This is a genomic window from Streptomyces sp. NPDC005811 (assembly GCF_040630405.1).
In the GTDB taxonomy this organism is placed as follows: domain Bacteria; phylum Actinomycetota; class Actinomycetes; order Streptomycetales; family Streptomycetaceae; genus Streptomyces.
On sequence record NZ_JBEXXK010000041.1, the window covers coordinates 51628 to 66275 of the forward strand.

17 protein-coding genes and 1 pseudogene are annotated in these 14648 nt (G+C 71.5%); 2 read left to right on the top strand and 16 right to left on the bottom strand.

The window, feature by feature from the left end:
• Positions 1-11: 11 nt before the first annotated feature.
• Positions 12-593: a dihydrofolate reductase family protein gene (locus ABZ490_RS35250; protein ID WP_358999605.1), complete on the bottom strand. Its 582-nt coding sequence runs from the start codon at positions 591-593 to the stop codon at positions 12-14.
• 73 nt (positions 594-666) lie between these two features.
• On the opposite strand from ABZ490_RS35250, the gene ABZ490_RS35255 reads away from it, so the two are divergent.
• Positions 667-1053 (top strand): DUF192 domain-containing protein, encoded by a 387-nt coding sequence (locus ABZ490_RS35255; RefSeq protein ID WP_358999608.1) that lies wholly within the window; start codon positions 667-669, stop codon positions 1051-1053.
• Here the strand turns inward: ABZ490_RS35255 and ABZ490_RS35260 are convergent.
• From ABZ490_RS35260 to ABZ490_RS35325, 14 genes and pseudogenes are all read right to left on the bottom strand, one after another.
• A complete protein-coding gene (locus tag ABZ490_RS35260; RefSeq protein ID WP_358999611.1) occupies positions 1028-1645 on the bottom strand; it encodes an OmpA family protein in 618 nt (205 codons plus the stop codon). The genes ABZ490_RS35255 and ABZ490_RS35260 overlap by 26 nt on opposite strands.
• 8 nt (positions 1646-1653) lie before the next feature.
• A complete protein-coding gene (locus ABZ490_RS35265) occupies positions 1654-2238 on the bottom strand; it encodes a hypothetical protein (protein ID WP_358999614.1) in 585 nt (194 codons plus the stop codon).
• A 17-nt stretch (positions 2239-2255) separates the two neighbouring features.
• Positions 2256-2903, bottom strand: coding sequence for a pilus assembly protein TadG-related protein (locus ABZ490_RS35270; protein WP_358999769.1), 648 nt, complete (start codon positions 2901-2903; stop codon positions 2256-2258).
• Positions 2903-3118, bottom strand: coding sequence for a Flp family type IVb pilin (locus ABZ490_RS35275; protein WP_133912890.1), 216 nt, complete (start codon positions 3116-3118; stop codon positions 2903-2905). The genes ABZ490_RS35270 and ABZ490_RS35275 overlap by 1 nt, the downstream gene beginning before the upstream one ends.
• 82 nt (positions 3119-3200) lie before the next feature.
• Positions 3201-3866: pseudogene (locus tag ABZ490_RS35280) on the bottom strand (response regulator transcription factor); the annotation flags it as partial.
• Positions 3839-5170, bottom strand: coding sequence for a histidine kinase (locus tag ABZ490_RS35285; protein ID WP_358999617.1), 1332 nt, complete (start codon positions 5168-5170; stop codon positions 3839-3841). The gene ABZ490_RS35285 and the pseudogene ABZ490_RS35280, both read right to left, overlap by 28 nt.
• An 11-nt stretch (positions 5171-5181) precedes the next feature.
• A complete protein-coding gene (locus tag ABZ490_RS35290) occupies positions 5182-6069 on the bottom strand; it encodes a DUF5936 domain-containing protein (protein ID WP_358999620.1) in 888 nt (295 codons plus the stop codon).
• 15 nt (positions 6070-6084) lie between these two features.
• On the bottom strand, positions 6085-7029 hold the full coding sequence (locus tag ABZ490_RS35295; protein WP_358999625.1) for a type II secretion system F family protein: 945 nt from the start codon (positions 7027-7029) through the stop codon (positions 6085-6087).
• Between the two features lie 5 nt (positions 7030-7034).
• Positions 7035-8372 (bottom strand): CpaF family protein, encoded by a 1338-nt coding sequence (locus ABZ490_RS35300; protein WP_358999628.1) that lies wholly within the window; start codon positions 8370-8372, stop codon positions 7035-7037.
• Positions 8373-8389: 17 nt separating this feature from the next.
• A complete protein-coding gene (locus tag ABZ490_RS35305) occupies positions 8390-8743 on the bottom strand; it encodes a TadE/TadG family type IV pilus assembly protein (RefSeq protein ID WP_358999631.1) in 354 nt (117 codons plus the stop codon).
• Positions 8744-9050: 307 nt separating this feature from the next.
• Positions 9051-9437 carry a TadE family protein gene (locus tag ABZ490_RS35310; protein WP_358999634.1) on the bottom strand — a complete coding sequence of 129 codons (387 nt, stop codon included), beginning with the start codon at positions 9435-9437 and terminating at the stop codon, positions 9051-9053.
• Positions 9438-9442: 5 nt separating this feature from the next.
• A complete protein-coding gene (locus ABZ490_RS35315; protein WP_358999636.1) occupies positions 9443-10696 on the bottom strand; it encodes an AAA family ATPase in 1254 nt (417 codons plus the stop codon).
• Positions 10697-10709: 13 nt separating this feature from the next.
• Positions 10710-11417 carry a Flp pilus assembly protein CpaB gene (gene cpaB, locus ABZ490_RS35320; RefSeq protein WP_358999639.1) on the bottom strand — a complete coding sequence of 236 codons (708 nt, stop codon included), beginning with the start codon at positions 11415-11417 and terminating at the stop codon, positions 10710-10712.
• Between the two features lie 101 nt (positions 11418-11518).
• Complete coding sequence (locus ABZ490_RS35325; RefSeq protein WP_358999642.1) at positions 11519-12385, bottom strand: hypothetical protein; 867 nt, start codon at positions 12383-12385, stop codon at positions 11519-11521.
• Positions 12386-12625: 240 nt separating this feature from the next.
• On the opposite strand from ABZ490_RS35325, the gene ABZ490_RS35330 reads away from it, so the two are divergent.
• Entirely contained in the window at positions 12626-14326 is a 1701-nt protein-coding gene (locus ABZ490_RS35330) for a glycoside hydrolase family 18 protein (RefSeq protein WP_358999645.1), read from the top strand.
• Positions 14327-14357: 31 nt separating this feature from the next.
• Here ABZ490_RS35330 and ABZ490_RS35335 read toward each other — a convergent pair whose 3' ends face one another.
• Positions 14358-14633: a hypothetical protein gene (locus tag ABZ490_RS35335; RefSeq protein ID WP_358999648.1), complete on the bottom strand. Its 276-nt coding sequence runs from the start codon at positions 14631-14633 to the stop codon at positions 14358-14360.
• Between the last annotated feature and the right edge of the window lie 15 nt (positions 14634-14648).

A 14648-nucleotide genomic window follows, 5' to 3' on the forward strand; every position in this document is an offset into this window, starting at 1 on the left:
ATTAATTCCCGTCAGTCCCGCTCCACGTCGTAACGGAGCAGCACGACGCCGTTGCCGAAGGTGCGGGACTCGGCGAGATGCAGACCGGTGACCGTGCCGGTGTCCGGGAAGAGGGGTTTGCCGCGGCCGATCAGTACGGGGTGGACATAGAGCCGGATCTGGTCGACGAGCCCGAGGCGGAGGAACTCGGCGCCGAGATCGGCGCCGCCGAGCCCCAGGTCGCCGGGGCCCAGCTCCGCGTCGTGCCGCTCCCTGAGGGCCCGTACCTCCTCCGGGACGACCTCCCGCACGATCGTCGTGTTCCAGTCGGCGTGCTCCAGCGTGCGGGAGTAGACGTACTTGGGGATCTCCCGCCAGAGGGCGGCGAATTCGGCCATCACCGCGGGCGTCTCGGGGTCGGCGTCGGCGGTGGGCCAGAAATCGGCCATGAGGTCGTGCGTGACCCGGCCGCTCAGAAGACCGGCCATCCGGGCGACGAAGTCGTTGGCGTCCTGGTGGACCTCGTCGTCGACGCGGTGCCAGGAGATGTCGCGGTCCGGTCCCTCCATGTATCCGTCCAGGGACACCGACATCATCAGGACGATCTTCCGCATACGACGGCCACCTCTTCGTGTCCCGGCTCGCTACCGTGCCGAGGGTAGCGAGGCGAGCGAGGGGATCAGGACTATGGCGCGCTGGCACGACGGGTATGCCGAACTGCTCGTGAAGACGGACGACGGGCCCCCGCTGCGCATCCCCCTGGAGATCGCCGCGTCCTACCGCGCCCGCACCCGGGGCCTGCTGGGCCGCGACGCGGTGGACGGCGCCCTGCTCCTGACGCCCGCCGGCAGCATCCACACCTTCGGCATGCGCATCCCCATCGACGTCGCCTACCTCGACCGCCACCTCAAGGTCCTCGCCGTCCGCACCATGCCCCCCACCCGCCTGGGCCTCCCCCGCCTGCGCTCCCGCCATGTCCTGGAGGCGACGGCGGGGGTGATGGAGGGGTGGGGCCTGCGTCCGGGCGTACACCTCGAGGTGACGGAACTCAGCCCGCCGTCCTCGGGAAGGTGATCTCCACCCGCCGGTTCTTCTTGCGGCCCTCCTCCGTGGAGTTGTCGGAGATGGGGTACTGCTCGCCGTAGCCGCGGACCTCGAAGGTGATGGCGGGGTCGTTGAGATCACCGGCGAGTTCCGCCTGGACGGCGTCGGCGCGTTGCTTGGAGAGGACGTCGCCGTGGGCGGAGGAGCCGAGGTTGTCGGTGAAGCCGAAGACGCGGACCAGCTTGGTGTTCTGCTTCTTGATCTCGTCGGCGATCACCGCGATACGGGCCTTCGCGTCCGTGCCGAGCTTCGCGCTGTCCTTGCCGAACAGGACCTCGGCCTGGAGGGCGAACGTGACGTCCGCGTTGGTGTCCTCGCGCCGTTCGTCGCCGGACTCGTCCTCCACGACCTGCTTGATGTCGAGGACCTTGGGCTCGGCGAGCGTGCCGCCCTCGGGGAGTTTGAGGTCGGGGTCGTTGGGGTCCACCTCGACCGGCGCGGAGGCGGTGGCCTCGGTGCCCGGGGGGACGCTGGGGGTGCTGTCGTCGGCCAGGGAGGCGGGGGCCGTGCCGAGGACGAGGAGGGTGGCCGTGGCCACCGCCAGGGACAGACGTGGGGTCATGACCGGCCTCACCCGGAGATCTTGACGACCGCGCTGGGGAACAGCGGGAGCTGGAAGGTGACCTCCGTGCTGCTCGCGGGCGGGGCGGGGAACTGGAGGAACACGTCGATCGTCTCCCCCGCCTTCAGCGTCGAGAAGCCGGTGGTGGTGAGGGGGCGGCCCTCGGTGTCGCGGAGGACGTAGTAGCGCTTCTTGCTCTTGGAGTCGACGAGGGTGGCTCCGCCGAGGGAGCGGCCGTTGTTCATGATCTCGGTCTCGTTGCCGCTCAGCGCCGAGGGGATCGTCGCGACTTCCCCGCCGTCGTTCTTGAGGTCACCGTTCACCGTGACGAAGCCTCCGGTGTCCCGGACGGCCGAGGTGATCTGGAGGAGCAGTCCGCTCGGGCCCTTCAGCTCGGCGATCGGTGCCGCGGACTCCCCCTCCTGCGGGTTCGGCTGCGATCCACCGGACGTGGAGGCGGACGACGAGTTCTGTGGCTTCTTGGCATCGTCGTCACCCCCGCCCCCGCAGGCGGCCGACCCCAGGGCCAGCCCCGCCACGACGGTCAGCGCGACCGTCACCCTGCGGGTCTTGGCAGTGAACCGCATCCTCATCGCTCCGTTTTCCTTCCTCAGCCTGTGGCCAGGTGCACGTCGAACAGGTCCTCGGGACCGGGCAGATCGGTCAGGTCCTGCGGGTCCAGCTCCCATTCGGCCCCGTCATCGCATGTGAGTGTCGGCAGTACGTCGACTTCGGCGTCGTCGCCGCCCGCGCCGTCGTCGTCACCCGCGCCGTCGTCGTCGCCCCCGCTCGGCAGCTCGAACGTGCACAGCGAATCGATCACCGCGACGGCGGAGGCGTGGGCGCGTGTGGTGCTCGTGGCGGGGATCACCGAGTGCCCCGCCGTCTTGTTCGCCTGCACCGTGACGCTGGTGCGAAGGACGTCCGGCTCGTCGCAGCGCTGCAGGCTGGCGTCGTTCTGCGCGGCGAGCTCGGACGCGCGCCCGCACGAAGAGGCCAGCCCGAACACGTCCCCGTCGAAGATGTCCTGCCACTTCGCGGGGTCGAGGATGTCCAGTCGCCACTGGTCGAAGAGCTGGTCCCGCGTGTCCTGCGCCGCCGCCAGGGCCGCCGCGTCGGCGGCCGTCTGGGCTCCGTTCCTGTTCACCGCCGCCTGGGCCACCGCGAAGTACGCGAACGCGAGAAAGAGCAGGCCCGCCACCACCGTGAGGTAGATGGGGAAAGCCTGCCCCGAGTCGCCGCGCCCTCGTAGTCGGATCAGGGGGCCACCTTGCCGATCTGGGTGGTGAGCTTGTCCACGATCGTCTGGCCCAGGTTCGTGTTCGCGATCAGTACCACGATCGCCACCACCACCGCGATGATCCCCAGATACTCGACCGCGGTCTGCCCCCTGTCGTCGGCGGTGCGGCGCCGTACCGCCTCCGTCACCCGGACCATGGCCGCGACGACGGTCTTCAGCAGCAGGTCGCTCATGGCGTTCCTCTCGGTTTGAGGCATTGGCAGGAGGAACGTAGGGCGCCGGGGGTGCCTCCGGCGAGGGTCCCAGGGCCCAATTTCCCAGCCACTTGGCCGCCGCCTCGGCGCGGCTGCTGCTGTGCAGCTTGGCGAAGATGCGGTTGATGTGATTCTTGACCGTCTTCTCGCTGATGAAGCATGCGGCGGCGATCTGCTGGTTGTTCATGCCCGACGCGATGAGGTCCATGATCTCCGCCTCCCTCGCGCTGAGCTGGAACCCCGCCCGGTGACCCGACTCGCCAGAGGATCCCATAGGTGATTGCAGTCGCGAAAGCCGTTTGGGAGAAGTCGCAAGGAACAAGGGACTTGTGGGCACGGTAGCGTGTGCATTCGCACCCTCGTGGGCGTTCCTCACCGCTTCCCTCAGTTCCGCCACCGTGAACTGTCCGTGCACCAGGTAGCCGCTCGCCCCGCCCCGCAGCGCCGCCCGGACGGTGTGCGGGTCGTGGCTGTACGTCAGCATCAGGACCGTGGTGGTCCGGGCGAGGTGGGGCAGGGCCGTGAGGCCGTCGACGCCGGGCATGCGGACGTCGAGGAGGACCACGTCGGGGCGGTGGCGCAGCGCGGCCTCGCAGGCCTCGCGGCCGTCCGCCGCCTCCGCCACGACCGTGAAGTCCGCGCAGCTGGACAGGAGCGCGGTGAGGCCCGCGCGGACCACGGGGTTGTCGTCGGCCACCACTACGCGTACGGCGGTGCGGTCCGGCATGGCGCCTCCTCTCGGAAGGTCAGGGCGGCCAGGGGGAGTTCCAGGCGTACCTCGGTGCCGGGGGCGCGGTCGTCGCTGGCGATGCGCAGGCGGGCGCCCACGCAGGCGGCCCGTTCCGCCATGCCGAGGAGGCCGAAGTGACCGGTGTCGCGGAGGTGTTCGAGGGTGGTGCCGGGAGGCAGGCCGCGGCCGTCGTCGTGGACGGTGAGGGTGAGGAGGTCGTCCTGGACGCCCGCGCGGACCTCGACCGCCGTGGGGGCGGCGTGGCGGTGGGCGTTCTCCAGGGCCTCGGCGGTGATGGTGAGGAGCTGGCGGGCCACGGCAAGGGGCACGGGGAGGGTCGTACGGTCGCCGGTGGGGCGGTAGGTGACCGGTAGGCCGGTGCGGGCGGCGAAGTCGTCGGCTCGGGAGGCCAGTTCGGGCAGGACGTCCACCCCGCCGCCCTCGTCGACCCGTTCCGGGTCCCGGCGCAGATCCGCGAGCAGGTCGCGGGACTCGGCGGCGGCGCGGCGGGCCGAGGCCGCGACCAGCTCGGCCTGCCGCCGTACGTGCGCCGGGTCCGTCGCGGTGGCCAGGGCGTCCGCCGCGAGGGCGACGCCGTACAGGGTCTTGGTCACGGAGTCGTGCATCTCGCGCGCGAGGCGGGCGCGTTCGGCGGTCACCGCCTCGGCGGCGGCGAGGCGGGCGCGGACGGCGGTGAGGGCCTGGGTGGCCTCGCCGAAGCGCAGGAGCAGCCCGCGCAGGGTGGAGCCGACCGCTCCGGTGATGACGCAGAAGCCGGGGAGGAGGAGGTGTTCGGCCGGGCCGGAGCCCGCGTCCGTGCCGTGGCCGACGGTCGCCTGGACCAGCAGCAGGATCAGCGACTGGAGCGAGGCGAAGCAGGCGGCGCCGCGCCAGCCGTAGACGATGCCGGCGAGGAGGGGGGTGCAGACGCTGACGTAGGCGAGGGTGGTGTCCGGGCCGGCGGAGATCAGCAGCAGCGTGCCGACGAGGGTGTCGGCCGCCAGGAGCGCGGGGTGGCGCAGGAGGAGGGGGCCGAAGCGTTCCCAGTCGCGGAAGAGGGCGTAGGAGCCCATGAAGGTGACGACCACGGCCGCGCCGACGAGGCGGACGCCCAGGCCCGGGGAGGCGTGCAGGAGGGCGGACGGGGCGGCCAGGGCGATCATCGCCAGGCGGAAGCCGAAGACCTGGCGGCACATGGCCTGGACGGCGTTCGCCTGGAGGCCCACACCGAGGCGGACGCCGGCACCGACCCGGGCGTCGGCGTCGGTGCCTGTACCTGCGCTGTCCGTGGTGGTCTTCATGGCCGGCCCGCCTACTCCCCCGTGATCGAGCTGAAGTCGGTGCCGGAGCCCAGCAGCATGCCCGCGCCGAGGAGGAGCATCGTCGCCGGGACCATGAACGTGGTGATCATCAGCGTGGCCTTGGGGACCGCGCGGGCGGCCTTGCGGCGGGCGTTCTGGGCGTCCGTGCGGCGCATGTCCTTGGCGATGGCGACGAGCGTGTCGACGATCGGCGCGCCCAGCTCCTCGCCCTGCTGGAGGGCGGTGACGAACATGGCGACCTGCTCGGAGTCGTTGCGGCGGCGGAGCTCCTCGAAGGCCTCACGGCGGCTCATGCCGAGGTCCATCTGGCGGAGCGTGATGTGGATCTCGTCCGCCCAGGGACCCTCGTACTTGGAGGCGACCCGGTCGAGGGCCTGGCGGAAGCCGAGGCCGGCGCTGACGACGACGGCGAGGACGTCGAGGAAGTCGGGCAGGGTGCGCTCGATGGCGTCCTTGCGGACCCGGATCGCCGACCAGATGCCGACCTCGGACCAGAAGGCGGCGAAGGCCAGCATGAGCAGGGCGGTGAAGAAGCTGCCCTGGAGGAGGGCGGCCAGCGCGCCGAGGCCGCCGATCGCGCCGTAGACCGCGCGGCGGGCCGCGTAACGGTCGATCGTCAGGCCCCCGGGGTTGCCCGCGAGGTCGATGCGGCGGCGGTAGCGGGCGACCTGCTTGGGGCCCATCAGCCGCAGGACGGCGGGCGCGTACCGCATGCCCATGCGGTCGACGAGGGAGCCGACGGCGCTGGTGCGGGTGGCGCCGACCTCCAGGGCGAGGACGAGGTCGCTGGGGAGTTTCACCTCGGCCCGGTACATCCGGATCCCGGCGAAGATCCCCCAGACGGCGAGGCCCATGGCGAGGGCGAGCAGGAGTTCCATGACCTACGTCCCTCCTCAGACGTCGATGCGGGACATACGGCGGATGAGGACGAAGCCGACGGCGTACAGGCCGAAGGCGACGATCACGCAGGCCTGACCGACGGCGGAGGACGTCATCCGGTCGAGGGTGCCGTCGTTGACGCCGTCCATGAGGAACAGGGCGCCGACGCCGAGCACCGGGACGGCGTACGAGGTCATGTTGACCTGGGAGAGCTGGGTGCGGACCTCGCGCCGGGTCTCCTTGCGTTCCTCCAGGGTCTCGGTGAGGTTGCGCAGCGCGCCGACGACCTGGCCGCCGGCCCGGTTGGAGAGGACGAGGGTGGTGACGAGGACGACGAGTTCACGGGAGGGGAGGCGGTCGGCGAGTTCACCGAGGGCGTCGTCGATGGAGTGACCGATGGCCAACTGGTCGGCGACCTTGCCGAGTTCCTCGCCGGCCGGGGCCTCCAGCTCCTCCGCGGCCATGCCGATCGCGGTGCGCAGGGCGAGACCGGCGTGGGTGGCGTTGGCCAGGATGCGGGCCAGTTCGGGGAGTTGGTTGATGAACTTCTCGATGCGTTTCTGGCGCTGCCAGTTGAGGAACTGGAGGGCCGCCCAGAGGCCGAGGAGTCCGGCGAGCGGGCCGAAGAAGGGGGCCAGGACGGCCTGGCCGACCAGCCAGAGACCGGCCACCGTGGCGAGCAGGTAGACGAGGAACTCGCCGGGGGTGACGTCCAGGCCGGTCGCCACGAGCTTCAGCTCCAGCCTGCGGCCCGCCTTGGTGCGGCGCACCCGCCGGTCCAGGTCGCGGAAGCGGCGCCGGCGGCCGCCCAGGGGGGCCTGGCCGGTGTAGGACAGGCGCTCCACGAGGGCGGCGCGCTGGGCGCGGCCCGTGGCGTAGACGTGTACGCCCACGACGGCCAGGGCGCAGGTCAGGAGCGTCACACCGGTGGTGAGGGTGATGAGGGTGTCGAGGTTCATCGCTGCTACCGGGCTTCCCTGGTGGTGAGTTCGAGTGCGTCGCGGGCGACCCCGAACGCCTGGGGGATCGGCTGGCTCGCCATGTAGAGGCGGTCGGCGGTGCGGCGCGGGAGGGGGAAGTACCCGAAGGCGCCGTGGACGCGGCCGTCGGCGGTCATCGGGCGGGCGTCGAAGCGGGCGACGGTGGCCAGCCGGAAGGCCTCCGAGCCATGGCTGTCGAGGACCGCGATCTCGGTGATCCGGCGGGCGCCGTCCGCGAACCGGGTGAGCTGCACGATCACGTCCACCGCGCTGTTGATCTGGTCGTGCAGCGCGACGAAGGGGATCTCCACGTCGGACATGGAGGCGAGGGTCTGGAGCCGCATCAGCGCGTCCTCGGCGCTGTTGGCGTGGACGGTGGCGAGCGAGCCGTCATGGCCCGTGGACATCGCCTGGAGCATGTCGAGGGACTCGCCGCCGCGGACCTCGCCGACCACGATCCGGTCGGGGCGCATCCGCAGCGAGTTGCGCACCAGGTCGCGGATGGTGATCCGGCCGTTGCCCTCGACGTTCGGCGGGCGGGACTCCAGGCGGATGACGTGGGACTGCTGGAGCTGGAGTTCGGCCGAGTCCTCGATGGTGATGATCCGCTCGCCCTCCGGGATCAGCCCGGAGAGGGCGTTGAGCAGGGTGGTCTTGCCGGTGCCGGTGGCGCCGGAGACGATCACGTTGAACTTGGCCTGCACCAGCCCGGCGAGCAGATAGAGCATCGGTTCGTCGAGGGAGCCGAAGCCGATCAGCTCGTGGAGGGTGAAGGAGCGCGGGAAGCGGCGGATGGTGAGGATCGGGCCGGTCAGGGAGAGCGGCGGGATGATCACGTTGACGCGTTCGCCGGACGGGAGGCGGGCGTCGACCATGGGGTTCGTCTCGTCGACGCGGCGGTTGACGGTGGAGACGATGCGTTCGATGGTCTGCATGAGCTGGTCGTTCGAGGCGAATCTGAGCGGGAGCTGCTCGACCCGGCCGGCCCGCTCGACGAAGATCGCGTCGGGGCCGTTCACCATGATCTCGGTGATGGAGGCGTCCTCGAGGAGCGGCTCCAGGATGCCGAGGCCGAGGGCCTCGTCGACGACCCGCCGGATCAGCTGGGAGCGCTCGCCCGTGGACAGCACCGGGCCCTCGCGGCTGATGATGTGTCCGAGGACGCGCTCCAGGCGGGCCCGGCGTTCGGCCGCGGCGAGCGAGCTCATCTCGGCGAGGTCGATCTCCTCCAGGAGCTTGGCCCGGTACGAGGTGACCAGGTGGCCGTCCTCGCCGCGCCCCGAGCCCTCCTCGGGGGAGCTGATGCGTGCCCGCAGGCTCATGGCGGTGCCGCCTTCCTTCAGTGGTCGACCGGCATCGTGGCCGTCTTGCGGGCGGTGCCGAAGTTCCCGATGCCCGGGATGACGGACGGGATGGTGACAGTGGAAGTGACCTGGACCTCGTCGCCCAGGTCGGCACGGGAGCAGCTCACCGACAGCCAGCCGCTGACGGCCCGTGCGCAGTCCCCGGCGAAGTCCTGGTCGAGGGAGGCGCTGCGGGCCCCGGTACGGGCCGCCGTGCCGGCCTGCTGGGCGGCGTACGCGAAGAGCCCGAGCTGGACACCGCCCAGCGCGACCAGCAACAGGAGCGGCAGAAAACCGAGATACTCCAGAGCGACCTGCCCCCGGTCACCGCGACACCGACGCCCCCGCACACCGAAACCTCGGCCGCCCCGGACACTCCGGCCCCGACCGCTCCCGCCCCGGACACCCGGACTCCGGTCGCCCCGGCCCCGGCCACTCGGGCCCTCGTCGCCCCGGCCCCAGACACCTGAGCTCCGGTCGCCCCGGCCCCAGACACCAAAACCTCGGCCACCGAAACCTCGGCCGCCCAAGCCCCGATCGCCCCAGCCCCCGGCACTCCGGCCCCAGGCACCGGAACCCCGGTCACCCCGGCCTCGGGCACCAGTGCCCCGGTGGTCCCGCCCCCCGTCTCGCCCTCTCAGAAGTCCGTGCGGCATCTCAGTCGCCGTCCTCTTCCTCGACGGCGCCCGCGTGGCCGTGCACCGTGAACGGGAAGTCGATCGTGCCCGGGAACAGGACGGGGACGCGCAGGGAGACGTCGGCGGTCACATAGCCGCCGCCGGTGCCGCAGTCCACGTCGGCGTTCCCCCTCCACGCGTCCCCCAGCTTGTCCAGGCCCGCCTCCTGGCAGGCCCCCTCGCGCTCCCCCGGGTGCGCCGCCGTGCCCGCCCGTACCGCCTCGTCGGCAGCATTCCCCGCGAGCGTGAACGTGTACCCCACCAGCACGCACTGCCACATCACCACCAGGGTCACGATGATCAGCGGGGTCATGCCGAGGAACTCGACGGTGACCTGCCCGCGGTCGCGCACGCCTCGCCCGGTCATGGCGCTCACTCCTTCCGCCGCCGGAAGCCGCCGCTGCCCCGGTCCGCGCCCCGGGCGCGCCCGCCCCGCCGTACGAGGGCCGTCTCCGGCGCCTTGACCAGGCCCAGTTCGGCGGCGAGCGCCCACAGGGCCTGGCGGACGGTGCCCTTGCCGTCGAGGGCGTGGACGCGTCCGGCGTCGACCGCCGCCTGGAGTTCGCGGAAGTTGGCGGGGACCGCGGTGGCGGCGACGGCCGTGCCGGTGATCTTCTGGATGAGCGGCGGCTGGATCTCCGTTCCGCGGGTGTGCCGGTTGACGACGACGGTCGTCTCCTCGGCCTTGCGGACCTGGAGCCGGTCCCACATGCGGACGGTGCGTTTGGCGCCGCGGACGGCGACGACGTCCGGGGTGGTGACGAGCAGGGCCCGGTCGGCCATCTCGACGGCGGCGGCTCCGGCGCCGCTGAGCTGGGCGCCGCAGTCGACGATCACGACCTCGTAGCGGGAGCGCAGGGCGCCGACGATCTGGCGTACGGCGCGGTCGGTGACCTCCTCGCCGCGTTCGCCCTCGGCGGGGGCGAGCAGGAGGGCCAGCCCGGAGTCGTGGCGGAAGACGGCCTCGGCGAGGATGCGGGGCGAGAGGTCGGTGATGGCGGCGAGGTCGACGACCGAACGGCGGAACTGGACGTCCAGGTAGGAGGCGACGTCGCCGGTCTGGAGGTCGAGGTCGACGAGCGCGGTGGGCCGGCCGGAGGCCTGGGCGGCGAGGGCGAGCTGGACGGCGGTGAGGGTGGCCCCCACTCCGCCCTTGGCGCCGCTGACGGTGACGACGGTCCCGCCGACGCCGGGGACCACCTCGCCCCCGTGGCCGAGATGGCGCCGTACGCCCACGGACCACTGGGCGACGGACTGGACGCGGTGGGACAGCTCCTCGTAGCCGAGGGGGAGGGTGACGACTCCTCGGGCGCCGGAGTCCATGGCGGCCTGGAAGAGGCCGGGGCCGGCGTCGGTGGTGGCGAGGATGACGCCGACCGCCGGGAAGCGCAGGGCGACCTCGCGGACCAGTTCCAGCGCCGGGACGGGGCCGATGCGTTCGTGGACGATCACGACCTCGGGGAGTTCGTCGACGGACTCGGCGGCGAGGCGGGCGAGGGTGTCGACGAGCTGGGTGGAGTCGGCGACGGGGGTGACCGGTTCGGCGTCCGGGAGCTGGCTGAGCAGGGTGGTGAGGGAGCGGACCGCGTCCGCGTCGCCGACGGCCGGGAGGATCCTCGTGGGCATGGGCGGCGGCCTCTCACTTGTCCGTGACGAGTTCGTACGTACGGTCCTGGTCGGGGATCGTGGTGGCGCCGCCGGGGGCCACGAGGGCGAGGCGGACGCGCTTGGCGAAGGACTCGGCGTACGTGATGCGCTGGGCGTCCAGGGTCGACAGCGCGAAGGTGATGGGGACCGCGTCGGTGACGGAGTTGTCGCGGTCGTTGCGGTCGGGGTCGAGGGCGGTGATCCTGCCGACGTCGAGGACGCGCGCGTTGGTGACGATGATCTTCGACTGGTCGGGGTCGGAGTCGCGGGCGCCCTCGAAGGTGGCGTACACGTTGACCGAGGAGCCGGGGCTGATCTTGCCCGCGACGCCGGTCGCCGCGTCGACCATGATGGCGACCTCCTGCTGCCCCGGCTGGAGGGCGGGCTGGTCGACGATCATGTCGCTCTGGAGCAGCGAGCCCTTCTTCAGCGTCGTCACGGCGATCTTCTTGTCGATCGCGGCGAGGTCGGTGACGGCGTTCTCCGACAGCCAGCGCTTCGGCATCTCGATCTTCTTGAACTGGCTCTCCTCGAGAGCCGTGTACGGCGCGATGTCGGACCGCAGCTCGTAGGCGGTGACCTCGGGGCCGACCTTGGAGTTCACGTCGTCGATGACGGAGAGGACACCGGCGAAGGCACCGAGGGCGCACAACACCGACAGGAGCAGGAGAATCACGCCGCGGCGCTGACGGGAGTTCATGGAACCGTGCAACCTCGTTGGGGGTCGGGTCGAGCGGGAACGGTGGTCGGTGCCGGCGCTTCTCGCCCGCTGGTGGGGCGTCCGAACCGGTGGTGGGGCGTCTAGCCGGTGGTGAGGGCGCGGACGGGGCGGGTGGTGAGCTCGGCGGCGGGCGGCGGGGTGGCGGAGCAGAACACGCAGCGGTCGCCGATGACGTCGATCCCGCACCAGTGGCAGACGCCCTGCCGGACCGAGGCGACGAGCTGGTAGAGGACCGACAGGTCGGGCAGATAGGCGCAGAACTCGATCAGCTTGGGGGTGCCCCACCAGTCGGCGGACTCGGCGGGCGCCTCGGTCTCCCGCAGGCCCTGTGCCTTCCAGGCGGGGGCGAGGGTGCCGGTGACCCAGTCGGACTGGAGCTGACCGCGGCCGACGAGCATCCAGGTCCCGAACTCGGGCCCGGGGAGGGTGACGTCGGGGGCGGCCTTGACCAGTTCCGGCTGCGGATGGGCGAGCACGGCGAACTGGCTGCCCGGGACCCAGGACCGGGCGTGCGACTTCAGCCCGACGACCGGCACCCGGTCGAGCCGGGCGACGGAGCCGAGGAGCGCGCCCGCGTGGATGTAGTGGGTGAGCAGCCGGCCCGCCGAGGCGAGCACGCCCGGCCCGAGGTCGCAGGAGGCGAGCTGGCGCAGCTGGCGGGCCAGGACGGCGACGCCGAGGGGCGGCAGGTCGGGCCGGTAGAGCGCGATGCGGTCGCTCTCCAGGAGCGAGCGGATGGTGTGCAGCCGCTGTTCCACGGCGGGCGGGACGGCCCGTGAGTACACGACGACGAGGTGTCCGTGCTGCTCGACGAGGAGCTGTACGGCGTCCAGGGCCTGTTCCAGCGGCTGGCGGTCCAGGTCGGCGAGCACGACGGCGGGCAGGGTCCGCTCGTCCTGCGGCGGCAGCGCCAGGTCGGCGCCGGTCACGGCAACGGCAGTTGGCACGCGCAGCTCCCCGATTCCCGCGGTCCGGTCCACCGGGAGTTACTCCGGCGCACCGAGGTGACTTCATTGCGTGACTACGTCAGCACTGTAACCACGCGCTTGTGGCCGGAGAACAGCTTTCCGTAGCTGGTAAGGAACTGTTCTTCGCGCAAGTCACGTCAAACCGGGGCAGGTTGCGCACACGGACCCTCCACAAGCGGATCTCTTGACAAGTGAATTGGTCTGGACCAACGTGTTGTCATGTCCCCACACAAACGAGTGACGAGGATCTGGACGCGGATCTGGTCGGGTGCGGTCACCGCCGCCCTCGCCCTGTCCCTGGCGGGCGCGGCTCAGGCGTCCGCCGCGGACCTGAACAACGCGAAGAACGCCGGCTTCGAGTCCGGCCTGACCAACTGGTCCTGTTCGGCCGGCAGCGGTACGACGGTGTCCTCGCCGGTGCACGGCGGCGCGGCCGCCCTCAAGGCGACCCCGGCCGGCCAGGACAACGCCCAGTGCACCCAGACGGTGGCCGTGAAGCCCAACTCCACCTACACGCTCAGCGCCTGGGTGCAGGGCGGCTACGCCTACCTGGGCGTGACGGGCACGGGCACGACGGACGTGTCCACCTGGACCCCCGACTCCTCGGCCTGGACCCAGCTCCGGACCACCTTCACCACCGGCTCCTCGACCACCTCGGTCACGGTCTACACCCACGGCTGGTACGGCCAGCAGCCGTACTACGCGGACGACCTCTCGGTCTACGGCCCCGACGGCGGCGGAGGCGGCGACCCGGCCCCGACCGTCCCCTCCGCCCCGACGGCCCTGACAGTCTCGGGAGCCACCTCCTCCTCGGTCTCCCTCTCCTGGACCGGGGTGTCGAACGCGACGGGCTACAACGTCTACCGGGCGGGCACGAAGGTCGCCTCCGTGACCGGCGCCTCGGCGACCGTGACCGGGCTCGCGGCCTCGACGTCGTACAGCTTCCAGGTGACGGCGACGAACACGGCGGGCGAGTCGCCGAAGTCGGCGGCGGTGACGGGCACGACGACGGCGACCGGGACCCCCGGCACCGCGCTCCCCAAGCACGCCGTGACCGGCTACTGGCAGAACTTCAACAACGGCGCGACGGTCCAGCGCATCGCGGACGTGCCGGCCGCGTACGACATCATCGCCGTCGCCTTCGCCGACGCGACGACGACCCCGGGCGCGGTGACCTTCAACCTCGACTCCGCCGGGCTCGGCGGCTACACGGTCGACCGGTTCAAGGCCGACATCAAGGCCAAGCAGGCCGCCGGGAAGAAGGTGATCGTCTCGGTCGGCGGGCAGAACGGCACGGTGTCGGTGAGCGACGCGACGTCCGCGGCGAACTTCGCGAACTCGGTGTACGCGCTGATGCAGACGTACGGCTTCGACGGCGTCGACATCGACCTGGAGAACGGCCTGAACGCGACGTACATGAGCCAGGCGCTGAGGTCGTTGTCCTCGAAGGCGGGCTCGTCCCTCATCCTGACGATGGCCCCCCAGACGATCGACATGCAGTCGACGTCCAACGCCTACTTCCAGACCGCGCTGAACGTGAAGGACATCCTCACGGTCGTCAACATGCAGTACTACAACAGCGGTTCCATGCTGGGCTGCGACGGCAAGGTGTACAGCCAGGGCTCGGTGGACTTCCTGACGGCCCTCGCCTGCATCCAGCTGGAGGGCGGCCTCGCCCCGTCCCAGGTCGGCCTGGGCCTCCCCGCCTCCCCCAGCGGCGCGGGCAGCGGCTATGTCTCGCCGACGGTGGTGAACAACGCCCTGGACTGCCTCGCGAAGGGCACGTCCTGCGGCACCTTCAAGCCCTCGAAGACCTACCCGGCCCTGCGGGGCGCGATGACCTGGTCCACCAACTGGGACGCGTCCGCGGGCAACGCATGGTCGTCGACGGTGGGGGCGCATGTGCACGCGCTGCCGTGAGCCGCACCGGCTGAGGTGAGCGATCCCCTGGTCAACGGCGCAGCATCCGGGCGCACCAGCCGATGACCGTCGCGTTGACCAGGGCTCCTAGGGCGATGGCGAGCACGATCATCGAGACGTGGTCCGGGAGAACCACGAGGACCAGGCTGGCGGGGGCCGTGGCGAGGAGGGGGACGACTCCGGCCATGGACTCGCCCGAGTCGTCGAGGGCGGTCACCACCAGGGCCCAGACCAGCAGGCCCGCGCAGACCGCGAGGTAGGCGAGGGCGAAGACGTCCGTCAGGGCGTGCCGCAGGCGGCTGGTCACGGGGGCTCTCCTCGG

Coding starts and splice junctions, on each gene's coding strand:
- ABZ490_RS35250 (WP_358999605.1), bottom strand. CDS start 593: ATGCGGAAGATCGTCCTGATGATGTCGGTGTCCCTGGACGGATACATG.
- ABZ490_RS35255 (WP_358999608.1), top strand. CDS start 667: ATGGCGCGCTGGCACGACGGGTATGCCGAACTGCTCGTGAAGACGGAC.
- ABZ490_RS35260 (WP_358999611.1), bottom strand. CDS start 1,645: ATGACCCCACGTCTGTCCCTGGCGGTGGCCACGGCCACCCTCCTCGTC.
- ABZ490_RS35265 (WP_358999614.1), bottom strand. CDS start 2,238: ATGAGGATGCGGTTCACTGCCAAGACCCGCAGGGTGACGGTCGCGCTG.
- ABZ490_RS35275 (WP_133912890.1), bottom strand. CDS start 3,118: ATGAGCGACCTGCTGCTGAAGACCGTCGTCGCGGCCATGGTCCGGGTG.
- ABZ490_RS35285 (WP_358999617.1), bottom strand. CDS start 5,170: ATGAAGACCACCACGGACAGCGCAGGTACAGGCACCGACGCCGACGCC.
- ABZ490_RS35290 (WP_358999620.1), bottom strand. CDS start 6,069: ATGGAACTCCTGCTCGCCCTCGCCATGGGCCTCGCCGTCTGGGGGATC.
- ABZ490_RS35295 (WP_358999625.1), bottom strand. CDS start 7,029: ATGAACCTCGACACCCTCATCACCCTCACCACCGGTGTGACGCTCCTG.
- ABZ490_RS35300 (WP_358999628.1), bottom strand. CDS start 8,372: ATGAGCCTGCGGGCACGCATCAGCTCCCCCGAGGAGGGCTCGGGGCGC.
- ABZ490_RS35310 (WP_358999634.1), bottom strand. CDS start 9,437: ATGACCGGGCGAGGCGTGCGCGACCGCGGGCAGGTCACCGTCGAGTTC.
- ABZ490_RS35315 (WP_358999636.1), bottom strand. CDS start 10,696: ATGCCCACGAGGATCCTCCCGGCCGTCGGCGACGCGGACGCGGTCCGC.
- cpaB (WP_358999639.1), bottom strand. CDS start 11,417: ATGAACTCCCGTCAGCGCCGCGGCGTGATTCTCCTGCTCCTGTCGGTG.
- ABZ490_RS35330 (WP_358999645.1), top strand. CDS start 12,626: ATGTCCCCACACAAACGAGTGACGAGGATCTGGACGCGGATCTGGTCG.